Consider the following 18400-nt stretch of genomic DNA (forward strand, 5'->3'; position numbering starts at 1 on the left):
CCGGAAGGCTGGCGTTGCAAAGGCAAAGATACTTCACTTACAGTCCGTACGTGGTTTCGGCCAGAATGTAGTCGACTACTTTGTGCAAGTCGCCGGTTTCGCGGAACACCTGGAGCTGGCGGTCGGCGCCGGTGCCCATTTCCAGCATTTTCAGCACGTATTCTACTTCGTGGCGGCTTCCAAGGTCGTCCACCACGTCATCGATAAAATCCAGCAGCTCCAGAATAAGCTTGCGGGTGGGCACCTCCTCCTGAATACCGAAATCAATCATGTCGCCGTCGAGGCCGTAGCGCGCGGCGCGCCACTTATTCTCCTTGATGAGGGCGCTGCGGTAGATGCGGAAATTGAGGTTCTGCGCCTTGAGCTTGTAGATTTTGGCCACCAGGGCCTGCATGATGGCCGCCACGGCAATGGTTTCGTCGGCGCGCATCATCATGTCGCAAATGCGGTATTCGATGGTGTCGAAGAAGGGATGCAGGCGTACGTCCCACCATATTTTTTTGCCGTTGTCGATGCAACCGGTTTTTATCAGCAGCGCGATAAATTCGTCGTAGTCGCTGGCGCTATGAAAAAAGCCGGGAATGCCCGTGCGTGGAAACCGCTCAAACACCTTGGTGCGGAACGACTTATAACCGGTTTCGCGGCCTTCCCAAAAAGGCGAGTTGGTGCTGAGGGCAAACAAGTGCGGCAAAAAATACCGCAGCGTGTTCATCATGTACACGCCCATCTCGCGGTTTTCGATGCCGATGTGTACGTGCATGCCAAAAACGAGGTTGGAGCGAGCGGCCTCCTGCAGTTCTTCCACTATTTTATCGTAGCGGGCATCGGGCGTAATGGGCTGCTCCTGCCAGCGCGAAAAAGGGTGCGTACCAGCGGCCCCGATTTTAAGCCCCTGCTTATCAGCCAACTCAATAACCTGCCGGCGCAGGTGCAGCACTTCGGTCCGGGCCTCCTGGATGTTGTGGCAAATATTGGTGCCAACCTCCACTACGGCCTGGTGCATCTCGGCCTTCACCTGCTCGTGCAGCGTGACCTTGCCTCCTTCCACAATTTGGGAAAGGTGCGAGCGCAGTTCCCGGGTTTCCGGGTCAATGGTCTGAAATTCTTCCTCGATGCCGAGGGTAAACGTGGGGGTGGCCATGGAAGAAGATAACTAATAAGGAAAAGTTGGTCGAACCTGCCGCCGCAGCAGCAACGGCAGGTTCGGCGCTACTCAAATGGGGCTATTCGGATTTTTTAGCGGCTGGTTTCTTCGCGGCCGGGGCCTTTGCAGTGGCGGCCTTGGCAGCCGGCTTTTCGGCGGCTGGGGCTTTGGCAGCCTTGGGGGCAGCCGGAACTTTGGGGGCAGCAGCGGCCTTGGGCGCGGGAGCCGCTTTGGCCGCGGCCGGCTTCTTGGTGGCCACTTTCACTTCTGGCAGCTCCGCCACCGTGAACTCCGTGGTGTGGGCTTTGGCGCGGTGCGGGTGCACAAACGTGCCCCAGGTCAGGTTGTCCTGGCCGGGCTTTTGGGCAATGGCGCGCTCAATGGCCATGTTGGCAGCTGCTTCCACCACCCATTCAAAGTTCTTCTCGCCCACCGAGTTGATGTCGGCATCGGGCGCCGGGTTGCCGAAGTCGATGGCCAGCGGAATGCCGTCGCGCACGGCAAACTCTACGGTGTTGAAGTCGTAGCCCAGGCCTTCGTTCAGCTTCAGCACATACTCCTTCATGGTGGCGAGCAGCTTTTCGCCGGCTTCGCCCGTGGTTTTCATCTCTGTGGCGTAGCGCAGGTGCGGCTCGTTGCGGGGCTCGTAGGGCATGATGAGCACCTCCTTGCCACCGATGCAGTAGCAGCGGAAGTAGTCGGTGAAGTCCACCGATTCCTGAAAAAGCATTACCAGCTGGCCGGTTTCGTCATACGCCCGGAAGAAATCTTCCGGCGAGTGCAGCTTGTACACGCTTTTCCAGCCGCCGCCGGAGTGGGGCTTCATGTAGGCGGGGAAACCGATGTGGGCAAAGGCCGCTTCCCAATCCATCATGGCCAGGTTGCGGAACGAGTTTTCGCTGGTATCGGTGGGGCGCTCTTTGCTGGGCAGGAGCAGGGTTTTGGGCACGGGCACGCCAAGGCGCACGGCCAGGGCGTTGTTGAAGAATTTCTCGTCGGCCGACCACCAGAAGGGGTTGTTAATCACGGCTGTCCCCATCAGGGCGGCATTTTTCAGGTAGGCCCGATAGAAGGGCACGTCCTGCGAAATCCGGTCGATGATGACGGCGTAATCGGGGGCGACGTGCTGCTCGACCTGCTCGATGCTGACAAACTCGGCGCGGATATCGGCCGGTGCCTTGGCATTGACGCGGTCGACAAAGGCTTGCGGAAAAGTGTTTTCCTGTCCGAAGAGTATACCAATTTTTTTCATAATGATTGTTTTGCAGCGTTTAAGCTACGGGTGAAGGTGAAGGGGAAAAGTGCGGGCTAGTTAGCCGATGGTGCTGAGGTATTGGGGAAACATGTCGCGCCACACGGGCCAGTCGTGGGTGCCGTAGGGCTTCACATCCAGCGTGTGACGAATGCCTTTCAGGCCCAGCAAATGCGCCATGTGCAAGTTGGCGCCTTTGCAGAAATCATATTCCGACGTGCCCAGGATGATGTTCATCCACTGAAAATGCTCGCTGTGGGCGCCCGGAATGTACTCGGGCGGGTTGTTGTAGTATACGTTGTCGTCGTGGTAGCCGTCCACAAACTGCCGAATGTCGAAGGCGGCGCCCATCGTAAACAGATGCGCCACCTGGCTAGGGTGGCGAAAGGCGAAATTGAGGGCATGGAAGCCGCCGAAGCTGCAGCCGGCCACGGCAATTTTATCGACGTGGCACTCGTGCTGCAGCATGGGCACCAATTCCTCGCTCAGAAATTTGTCATAAAAAACATGGTTCCGGACCCGCACATCGGGCGATAAGTGCTTGGCGTACCAGGAGTGCTGGTCGATGCTGTCGATGCAGAATAGTTTGACGCGGCCGGCTTCAATCAGGGGGCGCGCCGCCTCAATGAGTTTGAAATTGCGGGCTTCGTCGGCGTGGCCACCCGAAGTAGGGAAAATAACCACCGGGTAGCCCCAGTCGCCAAATACCAGCATGTCAATGTCTTGGCCAAGATGGTGCGAATAAAAGCGGCGGTGTTGTTCGTGCACGGGCGGGGGGAATAAGGGCGGTGAAACGCGGCCATTCTGGAACAGCAGCGCGGCAAACTAGTCAAGAAATAATTGAACCGCCACATGTAGCCGGTTTTAATTCCATATTTGGGGTCAACTCCGGCCAGCGGCCTTACTTTGTTTGATGTTTTCAGAAAGAACCGATTCGTTGCCAGTTTCGCCGGGCACCCGGCTGGCCCGCGAAATTCTGACCTCCCGGTTTCTCGGGCGCGAGGTAGAACTCACCCTTCTACTCCCGCCCGCCACCGCTGCGCCCCCGTATGCCGTGCTCTACCTCAACGATGGGCAAGACGTGGAACGGCTGGGCCTGCAAGCCACCCTCGATGCCTTGTATAGGAGCGGGGCGGTGCGGCCGCTGCTGGTGGTGGCCCCCCATGCCAATGAGCAGCGCGTGCAGGAATACGGCACCGCCGCGCACGCCGATTTCAACGGCCGCGGCAGCCTGGCCGGCGCGTACACCGATTTCGTGCTGCAGGAACTATTGCCTTTTGCACAAGCCAATTACGATGCTTCCGCCGACCCGGCCGAGGCCGTCATGGCCGGTTTTTCGCTCGGCGGGCTGTCGGCGTTCGATATGGTGTGGCACCACCCCGAGGCGTTTTTGCGCGCCGGGGTTTTTTCGGGCTCGTTCTGGTGGCGGCAGCGGGCCGTGGGCGCGGGCTACACGCCAGCCGACCGCATCATGCACCGGCTGGTGGGGCGGCGCTGGGCGCATCCAACCCACCGCTTCTGGCTCCAAACCGGCACGCTCGATGAGCGCGGCGACCGCAACGAAAACGGCGTGATTGACTCGATTGAAGACTGCCTCGACATCATTGAAGAGCTGATAAAAGCTGGCATGGATGCGCAAAAGGCCATTCGCTACGTGCAGGTAGAGGGCGGGCACCATCACCAGGATACCTGGGGCCGGGTTATGCCCGATTTTCTGATTTGGGCATTTGGCCACGACGCAAGCGCGGCCCGGCTCACCGCGCCGCTGCCAGTGGTGCGCCTGCAACTTAATCCGGACCTGGCGCCCAGCATTTTCCTGCCCACCGACCCGCCCGAGTCCCCGACCGAACCGCCCGCATTTGTGTTGCCCTAAGCCGCGGCATCTGCGTCGGTGCCCGTGGTATTTACTTGCCTATCAGTTCCTAATCCCTAGTCCATGTCTGCAACCCGCCCCAGCCCCGGCGATTTTTTGCCCTATGCTGCTACTTACATCAATCTGATTCCGGAGGGCAGCGGCCCCCTGATGGCCCTGCGCGAACAGCCCCAGGAAATCCATGCTGCTTTCGGCACCCTCAGCGAAACCCAGGCCGAAAAGCCCTATGCGGCCGGCAAGTGGACCCTAAAAGAAATGCTGCTGCATCAGATTGATAGCGAGCGGATATTTGCCTACCGCGCCCTGCGTTTTGCGCGGGGCGACAGCCAGAACCTGCCCGGTTTCGAGCAGGACGACTACGTAGCCAATAGCAATGCCAACGCCCGCTCCCTCGCCAGCCTCCTGGCCGAATACGATGCTACCCGCGCTGCTACGCTGGCGCTATTTGAGAGCTTCACCGAGGAGCAACTGAATCGGCGTGGCACCGCCAACGGTGGCCCGGCCACGGTGCGGGCCTTGCTTTACATGGTGTCGGGCCACGAGCGGCACCATCTGCATATTTTTCGCGAGCGTTACCAGCCCATTTTGTAGCGGTTTTCGGTAAAATTTCTACCTTCGCCCGGCACAACACACCGGTCCGCCTGTGCGTTGAAACCCATAAAACGCCATTCCTCACCTAAAACTTCTTTTCAATTATGGCCAAAGCCCAAGACGCCCGCAAAGAGAAAAAGAAAGAGCCCGTTAAATCCATGAAGGAGAAAAAAGCGGAGAAAGAAGAGAAGAAAGTAGCCCGCGCCCGCAAGCAGGAGTAGTCTGAACCGCGGATTTATCGGATTCAGCGGATTGGTCGGATTTTGTGACTGACTCGTATTAGCTTTCCAACTAAAAAAGGCCACTTCTCTGAGCGGCCTTTTTCGTCAGGAAAAATCTCCCACAAAATCCGACCAATCCGCTGAATCCGATAAATCCGCGGTTCAGAGAGTGTAGTACACCTCTTTCTCCTTATCGTGGTGGCGGATGTAGCCGTGCAGTACCAGCTTTATCAACGTCTGATAGGCTCGGCGCTTGCCAAAATTGACCAGCTTCATGTACTGCGCCAGGGTGATGCGCGGGTGGGTTTTTAGATAATCGATAACGGCCAGTTCCTGCTTGTTGAGCGGGATTTTTTCGAGCCGGGCCTCGGGTTGCTGGCGCTCCAATAGTTTCTCGGTGAGGCCACTGGTTTGCACGCTGGCATCGCGCACGCGCACGTAGCCGCGCCAGTCATTGGGAGCGACCTGGGCGCGGTGGGGTTTATTAATGCTCTCGGGTACAGTCACGATGAGGACGGTGCGGCCGTCGGTTTCCACTTCCTGGAAGCGGAGGGTAGTGAGCGGTGGCTCGACGTAGTGCTGGGCGGCCTCGCGGAGCACGTATAATTCTTCTTCCGGGTCGCGCACGCCAAGAATGCGGCCGGCATCGTCGACGCCCACCAGCACGGTGCCGCCCCGCGTATTGGCCAGCGATACCAGCGTGCGCGAGATGCGGCTGGGGTGCGTCGTCTTCTGCTTGAATTCCAACTCTTCGCCCTCGCCCTGCGCAATCAGCTCGTGTAAATCCATGCCTAATTATACATTAATCGGGCATAAAAAATGCCGCTCCGGCGTTCCGGAGCGGCATTTTTTGTGTTGCAGCTAACAGCCTTAGAAAGGCAGGTCGTTGTCGTCGTCGCTGGCGATGGGCGCGGCCGAAGGCTGAGCGCGCAGGGTCGGGTTCTGGTTCTGAGCGGCGGGCCGGGGAGCGGCCTGCTGGCTGCTGCCACCACCGTAGCTGGCACCACCGGCAGCCTCAATTTTCCAGGCTTCAAGGTTGGTGAAGTAGAGCATCTGGCCGTTTTTGTTGAAGCCACGGCCGCGCAGGTTGAAGGTAACCTTCACTTCATCACCTATTTTGTAGGGGTCTATGAGGCTGGTTTTGTCTTGAACCATTTGAAACTTGATATGCTCGGGATACTGGCCGTCCTGGACTTCGAGCACAAACTCGCGCTTGCGAAATTTCTCGCTTACTTGCTGTTCGTCAAATATTTCGTGCAGCCGGCCGGTTACGTCGTATGCCATAAAAGTAGGGTGTTTTGATTTTGTAGACTTGAACATCAAACCTACGAAAAAAAACGCAAGCGGCCGGCCGGCCGTTCCCTCAACCTACCTTTGCAGGGCTTTTTTGCCCGTTTTTCTCATAAAAAATATGTTTGCACTCGCCATCCACGGCGGGGCCGGCACCATTGCCCGCGCCTCCCTTACGCCCGATGCAGAACGCGAATACCGCGCGGCCCTCGAAGCGGCGCTAACCACCGGCTACGACCTGCTGCGCAACGGTGCCGCCGCCCTCGATGCCGTGGAAGCCGCTGTGCGTAGCCTCGAAGACTGCCCCTTGTTTAATGCCGGGCGCGGCGCTGTATTCACCCACGACGGCCACCACGAAATGGACGCCGCCCTCATGAATGGCCACAACCGCTTGGCCGGGGCGGTGACTGGGGTGCGACAGGTGCAGAACCCCATCCGCGCCGCCCGGCTGGTGATGGAGAAAACGGAGCACGTATTATTAGGCTACCCCGGCGCCGACGAGTTGGCCCGCGAATACGGCCTGCCGCTGCAGCCGGCCGAGTATTTCTTCACTCAAAAACGTTTCGACCAGCTTCAGGAGGCCATTGCTTCCGGCAAAATGCAGCTCGACCACGCCGCCGACCCCAACTGGAAAAAGGGCACCGTGGGGGCGGTGGCCCGCGACCAGTATGGCCACCTAGCGGCCGCCACCAGCACCGGCGGCATGACTAACAAGCGCTATTCCCGCATCGGCGACACGCCTATCGTTGGGGCGGGAACCTGGGCCGATGAGCGCTGCGCCATCAGTTGCACCGGCAATGGAGAGTATTTTATCAGGGCTGTGGCGGCTTATGACGTGGCGTGCCTGATGGAGTATAAGGGCTTGTCGTTGGAAGAGGCCGCCCGCATCGTAGTGCAGGACAAGCTTGCGCCGGTTGGCGGCGAGGGCGGCCTGATTGCCGTGGACGCGGCCGGCAACGTCACCCTGCCGTTTAACTCGGAGGGGATGTACCGCGCCAGCCGCGTTGAAGGAGGGGAGGCGCTGGTGGCTATATATAAGGAGTAGCCTCGTAGTAGGCAGAGACAAAAATCAGCAGGACGTGCTGTTTGTGCTACATATCGCCGCGATTACCAACTATAATGCACAAGAGGACGAATCCGGCGGCCATAAATCTCCCGTACGGCCTGCATTTGCTCAACTGATAACGCCGGTAGCTCAGCCGCTTGCAGGTTCGAGAGAATCTGCTCGGGGCGCGAGGCGCCGGGGATGACGCAGCTGACTTCGTCGAACATCAAAATCCAGCGTAAAGCATAAGCCGCGAGGGGTTGATTGTCCGGAAATACGGCTTTCAATGCTTCAACAGCAGCCAGGCCGGTTTCGTAGTCTACGCCGGAGAAGGTTTCGCCCCGGTCGAAGGCTTCGCCGTGGCGGTTAAAGGTGCGGTGGTCGTCGGGCAGGAAATGGGTTTGGGGCGAGAGTTTGCCGGTGAGCAGGCCACTGGCCAGGGGCACCCGCACAATGAGTCCCACGTCGCGGCGGGCAGCTTCTTTAAACAGCAGTTCCGGCGGCCGCTGGCGGAACATGTTAAAAATCAGCTGGAGAGCAGTCACATTGGGAAACTCAATGGCCTTGAGGCCTTCTTCTACTTTCTCAACGCTGACGCCCAGGTGCTGGATTTTGCCTTCTTCCCGCAGCCGGTCAAACAGCTCGAAAATTTCAGGCCGGTAGTACACGTCGGTGGGCGGGCAGTGCAGCTGCACCAGGTCGAGGGTTTCCAGCTGCATGTTGCGCAGGCTGTCCTCCACAAATTGGCGCAGGGCGGCGGGCTGGTAGGCATCGGCCGTGTGCGGCTGCAGGCGCCGGCCGCATTTGGTGGCCACCACAAGGCGCTCGGAGCGGCTGCGCACGAGGCGGCCCACGGCCTTTTCGCTTTCACCGTCGCCGTACACGTCGGCCGTGTCAATGAAATTGATGCCGGCATCTACGGCCGCGTTCAGGATGCGGTCAGCGTTGTCGTGGCTGAAGGGGGCACCCCATTGGCCGCCCACCTGCCAGGTGCCGAGGCTGATTTCAGAAACGGAATAGCCGGTTTTGCCAAGCTTGCGGTACTTCATGCGGTGGGTTGGTTATAAGGTAAGGGGAGGGAATGGGGGCAGCGCCGGCTGTCGGTACCAAGGAATGAATGCGCAGCGCCCAGATGCTGGCAGCCCGCCGGAAGCCTGCTCACCGAGGCATTAAGCAGACTTCCGGCGGGCTGCTGGACCCCATTACTCGGCTGCAGAGCCAATGGTTTCGGTGACAGGGGGGATGGGCAGCGCGTCTTTGCTCACGTAGAATTTGCGTTCGCGCATATCATAGACGTTGCCTTTGGCCAGCACGTGCATCGTTACGTTTTCAATGGACAGCACGGTGCCTTTCTTGGCGGCAGCGGCATTGTTGTGCTGAATGTTGTGCCCATCCAATATGATAACCAAGTTAGAGCCAATGGTTTCCACCCAATTGCCTTTGGTAATGAGCACGCCGGTGTCTTCGCCCAGCCCAATGCCGATGAGCTTGGGATGGAGCGCCACCGATTCGATGAGACGCCCGAACCGGCCGCGCTTCACGAAGTGTGAATCGACAATGGCCGCTGGCAGTAGCCCCAGACCGGTGCCCATTTTTACGGCCCCTTTCAGCAAAGCATCGGGCACGGAGCCGCCCCGAATCATGTGCTGCGACATGGCCATAGCCCCGGCGCTGGTGCCGGCAATCACGAAATTGGGCTCGGCGTAATAGCGCTGAATCATGCGGTCGAGGAAGTCGGTTTCGCCAAACATCTCGCGCAGGCGCGACTGGTTGCCGCCCGAGAACATGACGACGTCGGCGGCCAGCAGGCGCTCCAGGTAGTCGGGCTGGCGGGCGTCCTCGGGCGTGCGGATGTCCATGATGCCCACGTTTAGGCAGTTGAGCATGGCGAAGGAACCGGTGTAAATGGGACCTACTTCGGCCGGAATCATCGAGGCCGTGGTGATGACTTCGATGCGCGGGTCGGGCTTGCCGGTTTCCAGCACAATGCGTTTAAGGATGCCCAACTCAAAAAAGTTGAGGTAGTACTTGCGGCGGGTCTTGGGGTTGGGGTAGGTGCCCTTATCCTCGTTGCCCCCCACGGCGATGAGCTTGCCGAGCGGAATGATGGTTTTCAACGGATAGCAGAAGTAACTGAGAAATACAATACGGTCAGGCGCCGGCCTGTGGCCGGGCGGGAGCAAAGTCCCAGACAAAGTTCGGGCCGGAAGACCTATTATATACGGTGCGTTATTTCTGTTCGGCCAGCAGCGCATCGAGGGTGCTGGTGGCCACGGAGTGGTAGTTGGGCCGCGCTTCGGCATAAATGGCGCGGGCGAGTGCCGGGCCATTCGGCCAGGCCAGCAGCGCCTTGTAAAGTGGCACCAGAAATTTGCGGCGCCCTACTTTGTGCAGAAACTTTTCAAGGGCGGGAACGGCTGGCGAATGGCCGGCTCGGAGGGCAACGGGGAACCACGCCGCCAGCATCTCGGCGTTACCGGATTTTGTAAAATGAAAGGCTTCGTCCAGTTTTGCTGCCAAAATACTCGAAAGCGTGGGCGGAAGGCCGTGCAGAAAATGCACCCACTCGTGGCTGCTCCAGCCCGCAGTGCCAGAGCGCAGAGCCGCGGGGGCGGCCCCGGCCTGGAGTTGCGCCAGGGCCTGGTCCACGGCATCGAAGCGGTGGGAGGTGAGCGCGGGGGCGTTGGCCGGCAGGCCGGGGCCTTCTACCCAGGCGGCCAGGTTGAGCCGGGCTTCGAGTCCCGGCGTCCGGTCCAGCAACTCGGCGCGGAGGTAGTGCAGAAACGTGGCCGTGTCCATGGCCTGAAAACTGAAGCGGGCAAAGTACCTCTTGATAAAGGCATCGAGCGGCGGCCGGCCTACCAACGACTCCAGCGTGAGCAGAAACGCGCAGCCTTTCTCGTAAGCAATTTCGGTGAGGCCCTCGTCGGGGTCGCGCCCGGCCAGGGCCAGGTGCAGATGAGTGTCGGGGCTGGCCGCGCCAATTTCCTCAATGGTGTGGTGCAAGGCCGCCCGGCCCAGCACCTGCAGCATGTCGGCATACTCGCAGCCGTACAAATGTTCCATAATGCGCCGCTCGAAATAGACCGTAAATCCTTCGTTGAGCCAGAAATCGTTCCACGTTGCATTTGTAACCAGGTTGCCGGACCACGAATGCGCCAGTTCGTGCGCCACCAAACTGGTGAGGCTGCGGTCGCCGGCCAGGATGGTGGGTGTTACAAATGTTAATCTGGGGTTTTCCATGCCCCCGAATGGGAAGGAGGGGGGCAGCACCAATAAATCGTAGCGCTCCCAGCGGTAGGGACCGTAGAGCTCTTCGGCAGCGGCCACCATATTTTCCAGGTCGGCAAACTCGTGGGTAGCCACGGGCAGCGTGGCCGGCTCGGCGTAGATGCCGGTGCGGTCGCTGAGTGGCGCGAAAGCGAGGTCGCCCACAGCCAGGGCCATGAGGTAGGCCGGGATGGGCTGCGTCATGCGAAACCGGTATTCGCCGCTGGGGCTCAGCTGCTGCGGATTCTCGGCGCTCATCAGGGCCAGCAAATGGGCCGGCACGCGCACCGTCGCCTCGTAGGTGAAGCGGATGCCGGGCGAGTCCTGGCACGGCAGCCAGGTGCGCGCCAGAATAGCCTGCGACTGCGTGAACAGGAACGGCTCGGGGCCGGCCGTCTGTTCCGGGGCCAGCCACTGCAGGGCGGCGGCCGTAGGGGCCGTGCGGTAGCCGATGCGCAGCGCCGTGGTTTCGGGCTGCAGCGCGATGCGCAGGGCCTGGCCCAGCACGGCATCGGGGGCACCGAGCGAAAAGGCCGCGGGGGCAGCATTTCCGGCCTCCGTCAGAATTTCCACACCCTCGATGACCAGGTCACGGGTATCGAGCACGACTTCGCTGGCCGAGCCGGGGTTGGCCAGCTGCCAGGTGGCGCTCCCGGCCAGCGTGCGGGTTGCAAAATCGACGGTGAGCGCCAGGGCCAGGTGCCCCACCCGAACGGGGCTGCCGCTGGCGAAGCTGTGCGGGTCGGTGGGTAAAAGGATGGACGGGGATTCAGCAGTAGGCATGGGCGAGGTGTTCAAAAAATGTTGCGACCCCAAAAGACCAGAAAAAATACCGGATGCCCGAGGGGAGCCCGTCGAAAAGTGGGGCCGGCCCCTAGGCGTTTTTGTTGCCGTTCCTGCGTTTGGCAAGCCTGCCAGTGCAGTGGCCGGACTTGGATTGGCCCTCACCACCGCTTGGGTCGGAGCGGGCTTGCCCCATAAGTGTCGCGAAAGCCGGAGCCTGTACCGGGCAGTTGGCAAGATTCTGGCTGTGGTCTGCGTTGGCTGTGGGCCGTGGTGCCGTACTTTGCGGCCGGGGGCTTTCAGGGCCCTGGTGCAACCCCGCTTCCGGCTTGGCAGTACAACGCCCAGCTTCCGGGGTTGCCGGAAGCTTTTTCCGCTCGCTTCACTTTCCCCAATGTCTTTTCTGTTTCGTTTTACTTCCTTCCTGTGGGTGTTGCTCGTCATCGCCTTCGGCGGTGCCTCGCTGCAAGCCTGCGGCTCCGACCAGAGCCAGACCGGCGAGCACGCTACGGCTGATGCCGCATCTACCGCTTCTTCCGGTACGGCAACTGCTTTAGGCCCACAGCCCCGGCTCGACAGCACCTATGTCATCAAGACGTTTCAGGCCGAACCGGCTTTCAAGCCGCAGCTGCTTGCGGCCAGGCGATTCTACCGGGAGCGAGGCTTTCGCTTGGCGTGGTTCAAAGACCATCAGCCAGTGCCCCAGGTCGAAACCTTGCAGCAAATTATAGCTAAAGCCTCAGATGAAGGGCTGGACCCTAAAGATTACCAGGTCAAAGACTTTAAGAAGTTGCTTGCCGACCTGGATAAGGTTAAGACCGATTCGGTAAGCCACAATGCGTTGGAGCGACAAATTGACGTCGCCCTTACCGGCGTGTACATGAAATGGGCCAATGATTACTATCGGGGAGTGGCCAATCCGCGCGATACCAAAAGCACATCTTGGCAGGTCAAGCCCAATAAAATCAAGCTCAATAAAGCGTTGCTGACCTTCCTGGGCGAGCGCAAAAGCCGGTACAATTACTACGAGTTTGCCCCGCTGCACCCGGAGTACGACCAGCTCAAAAAGGCCCTGGCTACCTACCGTGCCCAAGAGCGGGCCGGTGGCTGGCCCACGTTGCCGGCCACCCTCACCCTGAAACCGGGCGACACTTCTCCGGCCGTAGCAGCCCTTCGCAAACGCCTGCTCGATAGCGCCGGCGGTGCCGCTGCCAGCACTCCTTCCCCTGCTCCAACCACGGCCACTGCGCCCGGAACCACTCCCGGAGCGGCCCCTGTGGGGCAGAAATACGACGATGAATTGGTTAAGGCTGTGAAACTCTTCCAGGAAGATGCGGGCCTGAAACCCGATGGCATTGTGCGTGGCGAAACCCTGCGCCAGCTCAACGTGCCCATCGGCTCGCGCATCGACCAGCTCATTCTGAACATGGAGCGCTGGCGCTGGCTTCCCAAAAAGTTTGAGGAAAACTACCTGCTGGTGAACATCCCGGAGTACACGCTGCACGTGATTGAGGGTGGGAAAGAAGCCTTCAATATGCGCGTTATTGTGGGCAAGGTGCTGCACGAGACGCCGGTTTTCAGCGACAAAATGGAGTACGTGGTGCTCTCGCCCTACTGGAACGTGCCCTTCAGCATCATCGACAATGAGCTGCGCGACAAGCTGGTGGCCAACCCCAATTATCTTGACCGCCTCGATATGGAGGTGGTGAAGGGCGTGGGCCGCAAAGCCAAGCTAATAGACCCGGCCACCATTGACTGGGCCAACGTGACGCAGGAGACCTTCAAATACACCCTGCGCCGCCGCCCAGGCCCGAAGAATGACCTCGGCGATGTGAAGTTCATTTTCCCGAATTCCAACGATATCTACCTGCACGACACGCCCCACGACGAGCTGTTTTCGCAGAGCAACCGCAGCTTCAGCCACGGCTGCGTGCGCCTCTCCGAGCCCATCAAACTGGCCACTTACCTATTGCGCGATAGGCCCGAGTGGGACAAGCAAACCATCCTCGACAGCATTGCCACCCGCCACGAGAAGTACATTACCCTCAAAGAAAAGCTGCCCGTGTACCTGGTGTATTTCACCGCCTGGGCCGATGCAGATGGCCACCCGCACTTCCGCGACGACATCTACGGCCTCGACAAAAAGCTGGCCCGCGAGTACTTCGATTAGGCTTCTTCCATACCATTTCCAGGCTTCGGACAGGCCGTAGTCTAAGCAATTAGCCCCTTGTTGGACGCTGCGAAAAGGCCCGCTGACCATGAGGTCAGCGGGCCTTTTCTATATAAATGACAAAGACAATTCTGCAACCATCTGTGATTACAATTGTTTGAGGACGGGATAACTCAGCAAGTGCTGTCTATATTGTTTACTATTGTAATAAGCAGGCGTCAGTAACTGTGTATTTTTGTAAACAACGCCTTTCTGGGGCGGGAGCCCAAAGATAAATTTATTGTTCTACATTTGTAATCAAACTAATTGCAATGGTAGAACGCATCCGCACGCTGCTGGAAGCCCGTCAGCTTACCCCCACCCAGTTTGCCGATGCTATTGGCGTGGCTCGTCCAATTGTGAGCCACATCCTTTCGGGGCGCAATAAGCCCAGCTTGGAAGTGGTCCAACGAATTTTGGCCGCCATGCCCGACCTGTCAATGCCGTGGCTCCTGAATGGAACCGGGCCCATGCAGAGCCTCAGTCCAACTGCGCAACCACCAGCCTCGCCGGGAGCCCCAGCCCCGGCTGCCATACAGAAACCAGCTGCACCCAAAGCGCCCCCCGTACTGGCCTCTCCCCCAGAGCCAAAACCGGCCGCGCCAGCTGATACGCCGCGCGTGGCCGCACCGGTTTCCGGTCCACTGGGCAACTCTGTTGCAGAGCAAGGGGCTAAACCCGTTACCAAACGGGCTTTTCAGCGCTTTTTGCCAGGAGCAGTCCGCCTTATGCCCCCTTCCGAAGCGCCTGTGCAGGCGTCTGTATCAGAAGACCCGTTCACACACACGCTACCGGGCGGCTCCCTGCCGGAAATACCTGCCATCCCTGAGCCAGAAGCGCCGGTTGCGCCTGGTTCGGGCCGGCAGGTTGCTTCGGCACCTACAGTAGGCAGCACAACTCCCGATGCCGCAACGGCTTTGTTTGCCGGGGCTGAGAAGCCAATCCGGCGCATTGTGATTTTCTATCGGGACGGTTCCTTTGCCGATTACCAACCGGAATAGCAACTCGGCTTACGCCTTGACGTTTTCGAATGCAATCCAGAAAATAGGACCGGTGTAGAAAGAGGCATCTCTTCTTACGCGCGCCGGCACATTGGTGCACTTCTGAGCTGAGTTGCGAAATAGCAACTTCTCACGGCCAAACTTTTTCACATGGGGCTACTATAGAACACGAGCATCAGGGCGCTCGTAAGAGTAAGCACTCGTTTTTGCTTGTACAAAGCATATCCCCAGATGCAAGAACTGATTTGGGCATGGTTGAAAGGATTAATACAATTTGTCAGTCCCGATAACTGATGCTTTTATGTTTCTGATGCGTATGCCAAACGCCCGCTTGCTCCTCCTGTATGAAACTTCGTGAGTTGCTGCGGAGTGCTAATGGGTGTAGATTTATGGTAAAGACGATTTGGCATTTGTTTTTTTAATCATAAGTGCCAGTATTTCATTTGTATATGCACGACTAATGAAAGTGTTACATTGAATTGATTGGTGCTGTGTTAGTATGTCTTTTACCTGTTTTATGGTACTGTCAAAGCATGCGCTATTAAGGATTTTCGCACTAATATTCTGGACCTTTGGTAGTGCAGCATGCTAATGTAATTGTCCGGCATGCTGGTAAGAGTAGTCTGGGTATAAGGCAAGATGGGTAGGGGTGATTACTAATGGACTAGGGGTAAAATATGGCACTGCTGGTTGCCATTTATCCCGCGCTGCTGCGTGAAAATTCGCAACTTATAGCGCCGGGCTGGTCACGTAGTTTGGCATACGGCTTTACGTTTCCAGATTAGGAGCAGCACTTGGGTTTCGTGGTTTGTTGTCAAATGTAAATGCGTGAAAGAAGCCTTGGGTAATGGTGTTGGAAGGTGTTCTAGCACCATTGCCCAAGGACTGCATGCACGTTTGAGGCGAAATCCGGAGGGCAGTGAACTGGTTTGCGGTTGTTCATTTGACGGCGACGGGCTACCTTCGTGGCATGAAACTGACTCGCACGAATCTCTGGTTGGCCGCCGCTGCGGCAATGCTCCTGACGGCCTCATGCGCCCAGGCCCCCGATGCCGCTGAGGCGGAGAAAGACCCCTCGGCCGATGCGGCCTACAAGCGCGCTCATCGCGCCGAAGGCTACCGCGAAGCCCAGCGCTCCAACGTGACCCGCATCTGAGTGCCGCCATCGGCTTAGTACGCCCTGGTACCTCTTCTTGAAAAAACAAAGCCCCCGCCAGCATGCTGGCAGGGGCTTTTTGCGTTGGGTTGCACTTTGATTGTGCGGCATCTAGCGCACGGCTACCAGCACCGGGGAGAAGCTGGGCGACTCCAAGCATGGCAGGCGGATGCCAGCCAATAAGTCACGCTCCAGCAAGTCGGCCCAGGTGCGCAGGTAAAGCACTACATCGTCGCGCTGGTTGTGCCGGAGGGCATTGCGGCGCTCGAAGGGAATCTCCCGGCGGATGCGGGCATCGGACAGACGTTCTAAGTGGGTCAGGTCGTGGCGCGTAAAGCCCAGGGCCAGCATTTCATCGATGGTTTGGTCGATGGGCAAGCCGCTGGTGGGACAGTAGTCAATTATCTGACGCTCCCAATCGCCGTAGCGCTGCATAGCGCGGGCGTGGATTTCGGCCTTCGTGAGGCGAGTAACCGTTTGGGCGAGGTGGCCACAATTGCAGCTGCCCATGTGGCCCCACTGGTAGGGCGCTTGGGTGGCGAGGCGCTGGGCCGTGTCGCGCAGAGCTTGGATAACGGGAAGCGTGGGCTGAGCCATAAGAAACGGGAGAAATTATTTGCAGATGAAGCAAGTAATCAGCCCTAAAAAGCAGAATGACCCGGAAAAAGTTTTCCGGGTCATTCTGCTTTTTGTTGAGTTGTGCTCATTGAAAAGGGCCGTCATGCTGAGCGAAGTCGAAGCATCTCTACTGTGCAACTACAGCCGTTTCGAAGTCAGTGTACGTGCGGTCAGTAGCGCGAACGTTGTCGTTCGCGTGCCAGAACGAGCTAGCGGCGCGGGGACGCGAACAACAACGTTCGCGCTACGGTACACCAACCCCGACACCGCGCTAATCCTGTCGATTGGATTACTCCCTCAGTAGAGATGCTTCGACTTCGCTCAGCACGACAGCATAACAAGGCTACCGCTTAGAACGAACCACGGCGCGAGCCGCCGGCATCGCCCCGGCGACGGCCGCCCTGGTCACCGCCTTCGCGGCTGCCGCCCACGTTTACGCGGGCCCCGCCGCTGCCGAAGCGACGGGCGGTATCGGACTGGCCGTTGCTGGCCGGGGCGGCTGGGCGGCTGCGCTCGCCGCTGGGCCGGCCACCCCCGTTGCCGCTGGGACGTCCGCCGCTGCCCTGGCCGCCGGAGCGTCCATTGCCTTGGCCGCCACCTGAACGACCGCCGCCACCGCCTTGGCCGCCCTCGCGGGGGCCGGAGCGGGCCGGACGACCGGCCGGCCCCTTGGGCCGGACGATGCGCTCGTTGCCGTGCAGCATCACGGGCTTGATGCGGCCCGATACGAAGGGGTGCTCAGCTTCCACGTCAATCTGGCGGCTGATAAGCTTCTGGATATCCTGGAGATAAGCGCGCTCCTCGTCTTCCACGAAGGAGAAGGCGGTGCCGAACGCCCCGGCCCGGCCGGTGCGGCCAATGCGGTGCACGTAAGTTTCGGGCTCGTTGGGGATTTCGTAGTTGATGACGTGGGTCAGCTCGTCCACGTCGATGCCGCGGGCGGCAATGTCGGTGGCCACCAGTACGCGGGTGCTGCCGGCTTTGAAATTGGACAGGGCACGCTGGCGGTGGTTCTGGCTCTTATTGCCGTGGATGGCTTCGGCCGGAATAGCGTTAGCAGCCAGCGCCTTTACTACTTTGTCGGCGCCGTGCTTGGTGCGGGTGAACACGAGCACGCGCTTGATGGCCTTGTCCTGGAGGATGTGGCGGAGCAGGGCAGGCTTGTCGTTGTTTTCCACCAGGTACACCGATTGGGTAACGGTGTCGGCGGTGCTGCTAACGGGCGTGACGGCTACGCGCACCGGGTTGGGGCGCAGAATGGTGCTGGCGAGCTCCTGAATCTGGCCGGGCATGGTGGCCGAGAAAAACAGGGTCTGCCGCTTGGCGGGCAGCTTGGGCAGGATGCGCTTGATGTCGTTGATGAAGCCCATGTCGAGCATGCGGTCGGCTTCGTCGAGCACGAACACTTCGATTTGGCGCAGGTCCACGAAGCCCTGGTTCATGAGGTCGAGCAAGCGGCCGGGCGTGGCAATGAGCACTTCCACGCCGCGCTTGAGGGCGGCCACCTGCGCGCCCTGGCTCACGCCACCGAAAATAACGGTGTGGCGAATCTGGCTCAGATGGCGGCCGTAGGCGCCGAAGCTTTCGTTGATTTGGATGGCCAGCTCGCGGGTGGGCGTGAGCACGAGGCAGCGAATGGCTCCCCGCGGGTGGCTGGCCACCTGGGCGGTGCGGTGCAGCACTTGCAGGATGGGCACGGTGAAGGCGGCCGTTTTGCCGGTGCCGGTCTGGGCCACGCCGAGGAGGTCTTTGCCTTCGAGGACGTGGGGAATGGCTTGCTCCTGAATGGGAGTGGGGGTGGTGTAACCTTCTTCCTTAAGGGCTTTAAGAATCGGGTCAATTAGATTTAACTCGTCAAACGTCATGTGGGGGGATGTGAATTTCGGGGCAAGGCAGCTATTGTTCCGGCTGTCCTGCTGAGCTTGTCGAAGCATCTCTCCCGCGCAA

At 59.3% G+C, this 18400-nt stretch carries 16 protein-coding genes; 6 read left to right on the forward strand and 10 right to left on the reverse strand.

Annotation, left to right across the window (positions count from 1 at the left end):
• Positions 1-37: 37 nt before the first annotated feature.
• The 3 genes from JKL48_RS08010 to JKL48_RS08020 form a co-directional block, all read right to left on the reverse strand.
• Positions 38-1141 (reverse strand): carboxylate-amine ligase, encoded by a 1104-nt coding sequence (locus JKL48_RS08010; protein ID WP_201981124.1) that lies wholly within the window; start codon positions 1139-1141, stop codon positions 38-40.
• 82 nt (positions 1142-1223) lie between these two features.
• A complete protein-coding gene (locus JKL48_RS08015; RefSeq protein WP_201981126.1) occupies positions 1224-2396 on the reverse strand; it encodes an ATP-grasp domain-containing protein in 1173 nt (390 codons plus the stop codon).
• A 60-nt stretch (positions 2397-2456) separates the two neighbouring features.
• Positions 2457-3164 (reverse strand): alpha/beta fold hydrolase, encoded by a 708-nt coding sequence (locus JKL48_RS08020; protein ID WP_201981128.1) that lies wholly within the window; start codon positions 3162-3164, stop codon positions 2457-2459.
• Positions 3165-3309: 145 nt separating this feature from the next.
• Between JKL48_RS08020 and JKL48_RS08025 the strand changes: the two genes are divergently transcribed.
• Both JKL48_RS08025 and JKL48_RS08030 read left to right on the forward strand, forming a co-directional pair.
• Positions 3310-4269 (forward strand): alpha/beta hydrolase, encoded by a 960-nt coding sequence (locus JKL48_RS08025; protein WP_201981130.1) that lies wholly within the window; start codon positions 3310-3312, stop codon positions 4267-4269.
• 63 nt (positions 4270-4332) lie between these two features.
• Positions 4333-4860, forward strand: a complete 528-nt coding sequence (locus tag JKL48_RS08030) for a DinB family protein (RefSeq protein WP_201981132.1) — start codon at positions 4333-4335, stop codon at positions 4858-4860.
• 383 nt (positions 4861-5243) lie between these two features.
• Here JKL48_RS08030 and JKL48_RS08035 read toward each other — a convergent pair whose 3' ends face one another.
• Positions 5244-5870, reverse strand: a complete 627-nt coding sequence (locus tag JKL48_RS08035) for an AlbA family DNA-binding domain-containing protein (protein ID WP_201981133.1) — start codon at positions 5868-5870, stop codon at positions 5244-5246.
• 81 nt (positions 5871-5951) lie between these two features.
• Positions 5952-6365, reverse strand: a complete 414-nt coding sequence (locus tag JKL48_RS08040; protein WP_201981134.1) for a DUF3127 domain-containing protein — start codon at positions 6363-6365, stop codon at positions 5952-5954.
• A gap of 127 nt (positions 6366-6492) precedes the next feature.
• Here JKL48_RS08040 and JKL48_RS08045 point away from each other — a divergent pair, with 127 nt between their 5' ends.
• On the forward strand, positions 6493-7416 hold the full coding sequence (locus JKL48_RS08045) for an isoaspartyl peptidase/L-asparaginase family protein (protein WP_201981135.1): 924 nt from the start codon (positions 6493-6495) through the stop codon (positions 7414-7416).
• A 62-nt stretch (positions 7417-7478) separates the two neighbouring features.
• Here JKL48_RS08045 and JKL48_RS08050 read toward each other — a convergent pair whose 3' ends face one another.
• The 3 genes from JKL48_RS08050 to JKL48_RS08060 all read right to left on the reverse strand — a co-directional run bounded on the left by JKL48_RS08050 (position 7479) and on the right by JKL48_RS08060 (position 11469).
• The gene (locus JKL48_RS08050; protein ID WP_201981138.1) at positions 7479-8465 is read right to left on the reverse strand and encodes an aldo/keto reductase; all 987 of its coding nucleotides are present in this window, start codon (positions 8463-8465) and stop codon (positions 7479-7481) included.
• Between the two features lie 153 nt (positions 8466-8618).
• Positions 8619-9533 carry a cyanophycinase gene (locus JKL48_RS08055; protein WP_236668674.1) on the reverse strand — a complete coding sequence of 305 codons (915 nt, stop codon included), beginning with the start codon at positions 9531-9533 and terminating at the stop codon, positions 8619-8621.
• 112 nt (positions 9534-9645) lie between these two features.
• Complete coding sequence (locus JKL48_RS08060) at positions 9646-11469, reverse strand: M1 family metallopeptidase (RefSeq protein ID WP_201981142.1); 1824 nt, start codon at positions 11467-11469, stop codon at positions 9646-9648.
• Between the two features lie 394 nt (positions 11470-11863).
• Between JKL48_RS08060 and JKL48_RS08065 the strand changes: the two genes are divergently transcribed.
• The 3 genes from JKL48_RS08065 to JKL48_RS08075 all read left to right on the forward strand — a co-directional run bounded on the left by JKL48_RS08065 (position 11864) and on the right by JKL48_RS08075 (position 15835).
• Positions 11864-13639: a L,D-transpeptidase family protein gene (locus JKL48_RS08065; protein ID WP_201981144.1), complete on the forward strand. Its 1776-nt coding sequence runs from the start codon at positions 11864-11866 to the stop codon at positions 13637-13639.
• Positions 13640-13950: 311 nt separating this feature from the next.
• Positions 13951-14679, forward strand: coding sequence for a helix-turn-helix domain-containing protein (locus JKL48_RS23730; protein WP_201981145.1), 729 nt, complete (start codon positions 13951-13953; stop codon positions 14677-14679).
• 970 nt (positions 14680-15649) lie between these two features.
• Positions 15650-15835 carry a hypothetical protein gene (locus JKL48_RS08075; protein ID WP_201981146.1) on the forward strand — a complete coding sequence of 62 codons (186 nt, stop codon included), beginning with the start codon at positions 15650-15652 and terminating at the stop codon, positions 15833-15835.
• A gap of 111 nt (positions 15836-15946) precedes the next feature.
• Here JKL48_RS08075 and JKL48_RS08080 read toward each other — a convergent pair whose 3' ends face one another.
• Positions 15947-16432: a hypothetical protein gene (locus JKL48_RS08080; RefSeq protein ID WP_201981149.1), complete on the reverse strand. Its 486-nt coding sequence runs from the start codon at positions 16430-16432 to the stop codon at positions 15947-15949.
• 371 nt (positions 16433-16803) lie between these two features.
• Positions 16804-18318: a DEAD/DEAH box helicase gene (locus JKL48_RS08085; protein ID WP_201981151.1), complete on the reverse strand. Its 1515-nt coding sequence runs from the start codon at positions 18316-18318 to the stop codon at positions 16804-16806.
• Positions 18319-18400 lie beyond the last annotated feature (82 nt).

The sequence above is a fragment of the Hymenobacter rubidus genome, assembly GCF_016734815.1.
GTDB classification, from domain to species: Bacteria; Bacteroidota; Bacteroidia; order Cytophagales; family Hymenobacteraceae; genus Hymenobacter; species Hymenobacter rubidus.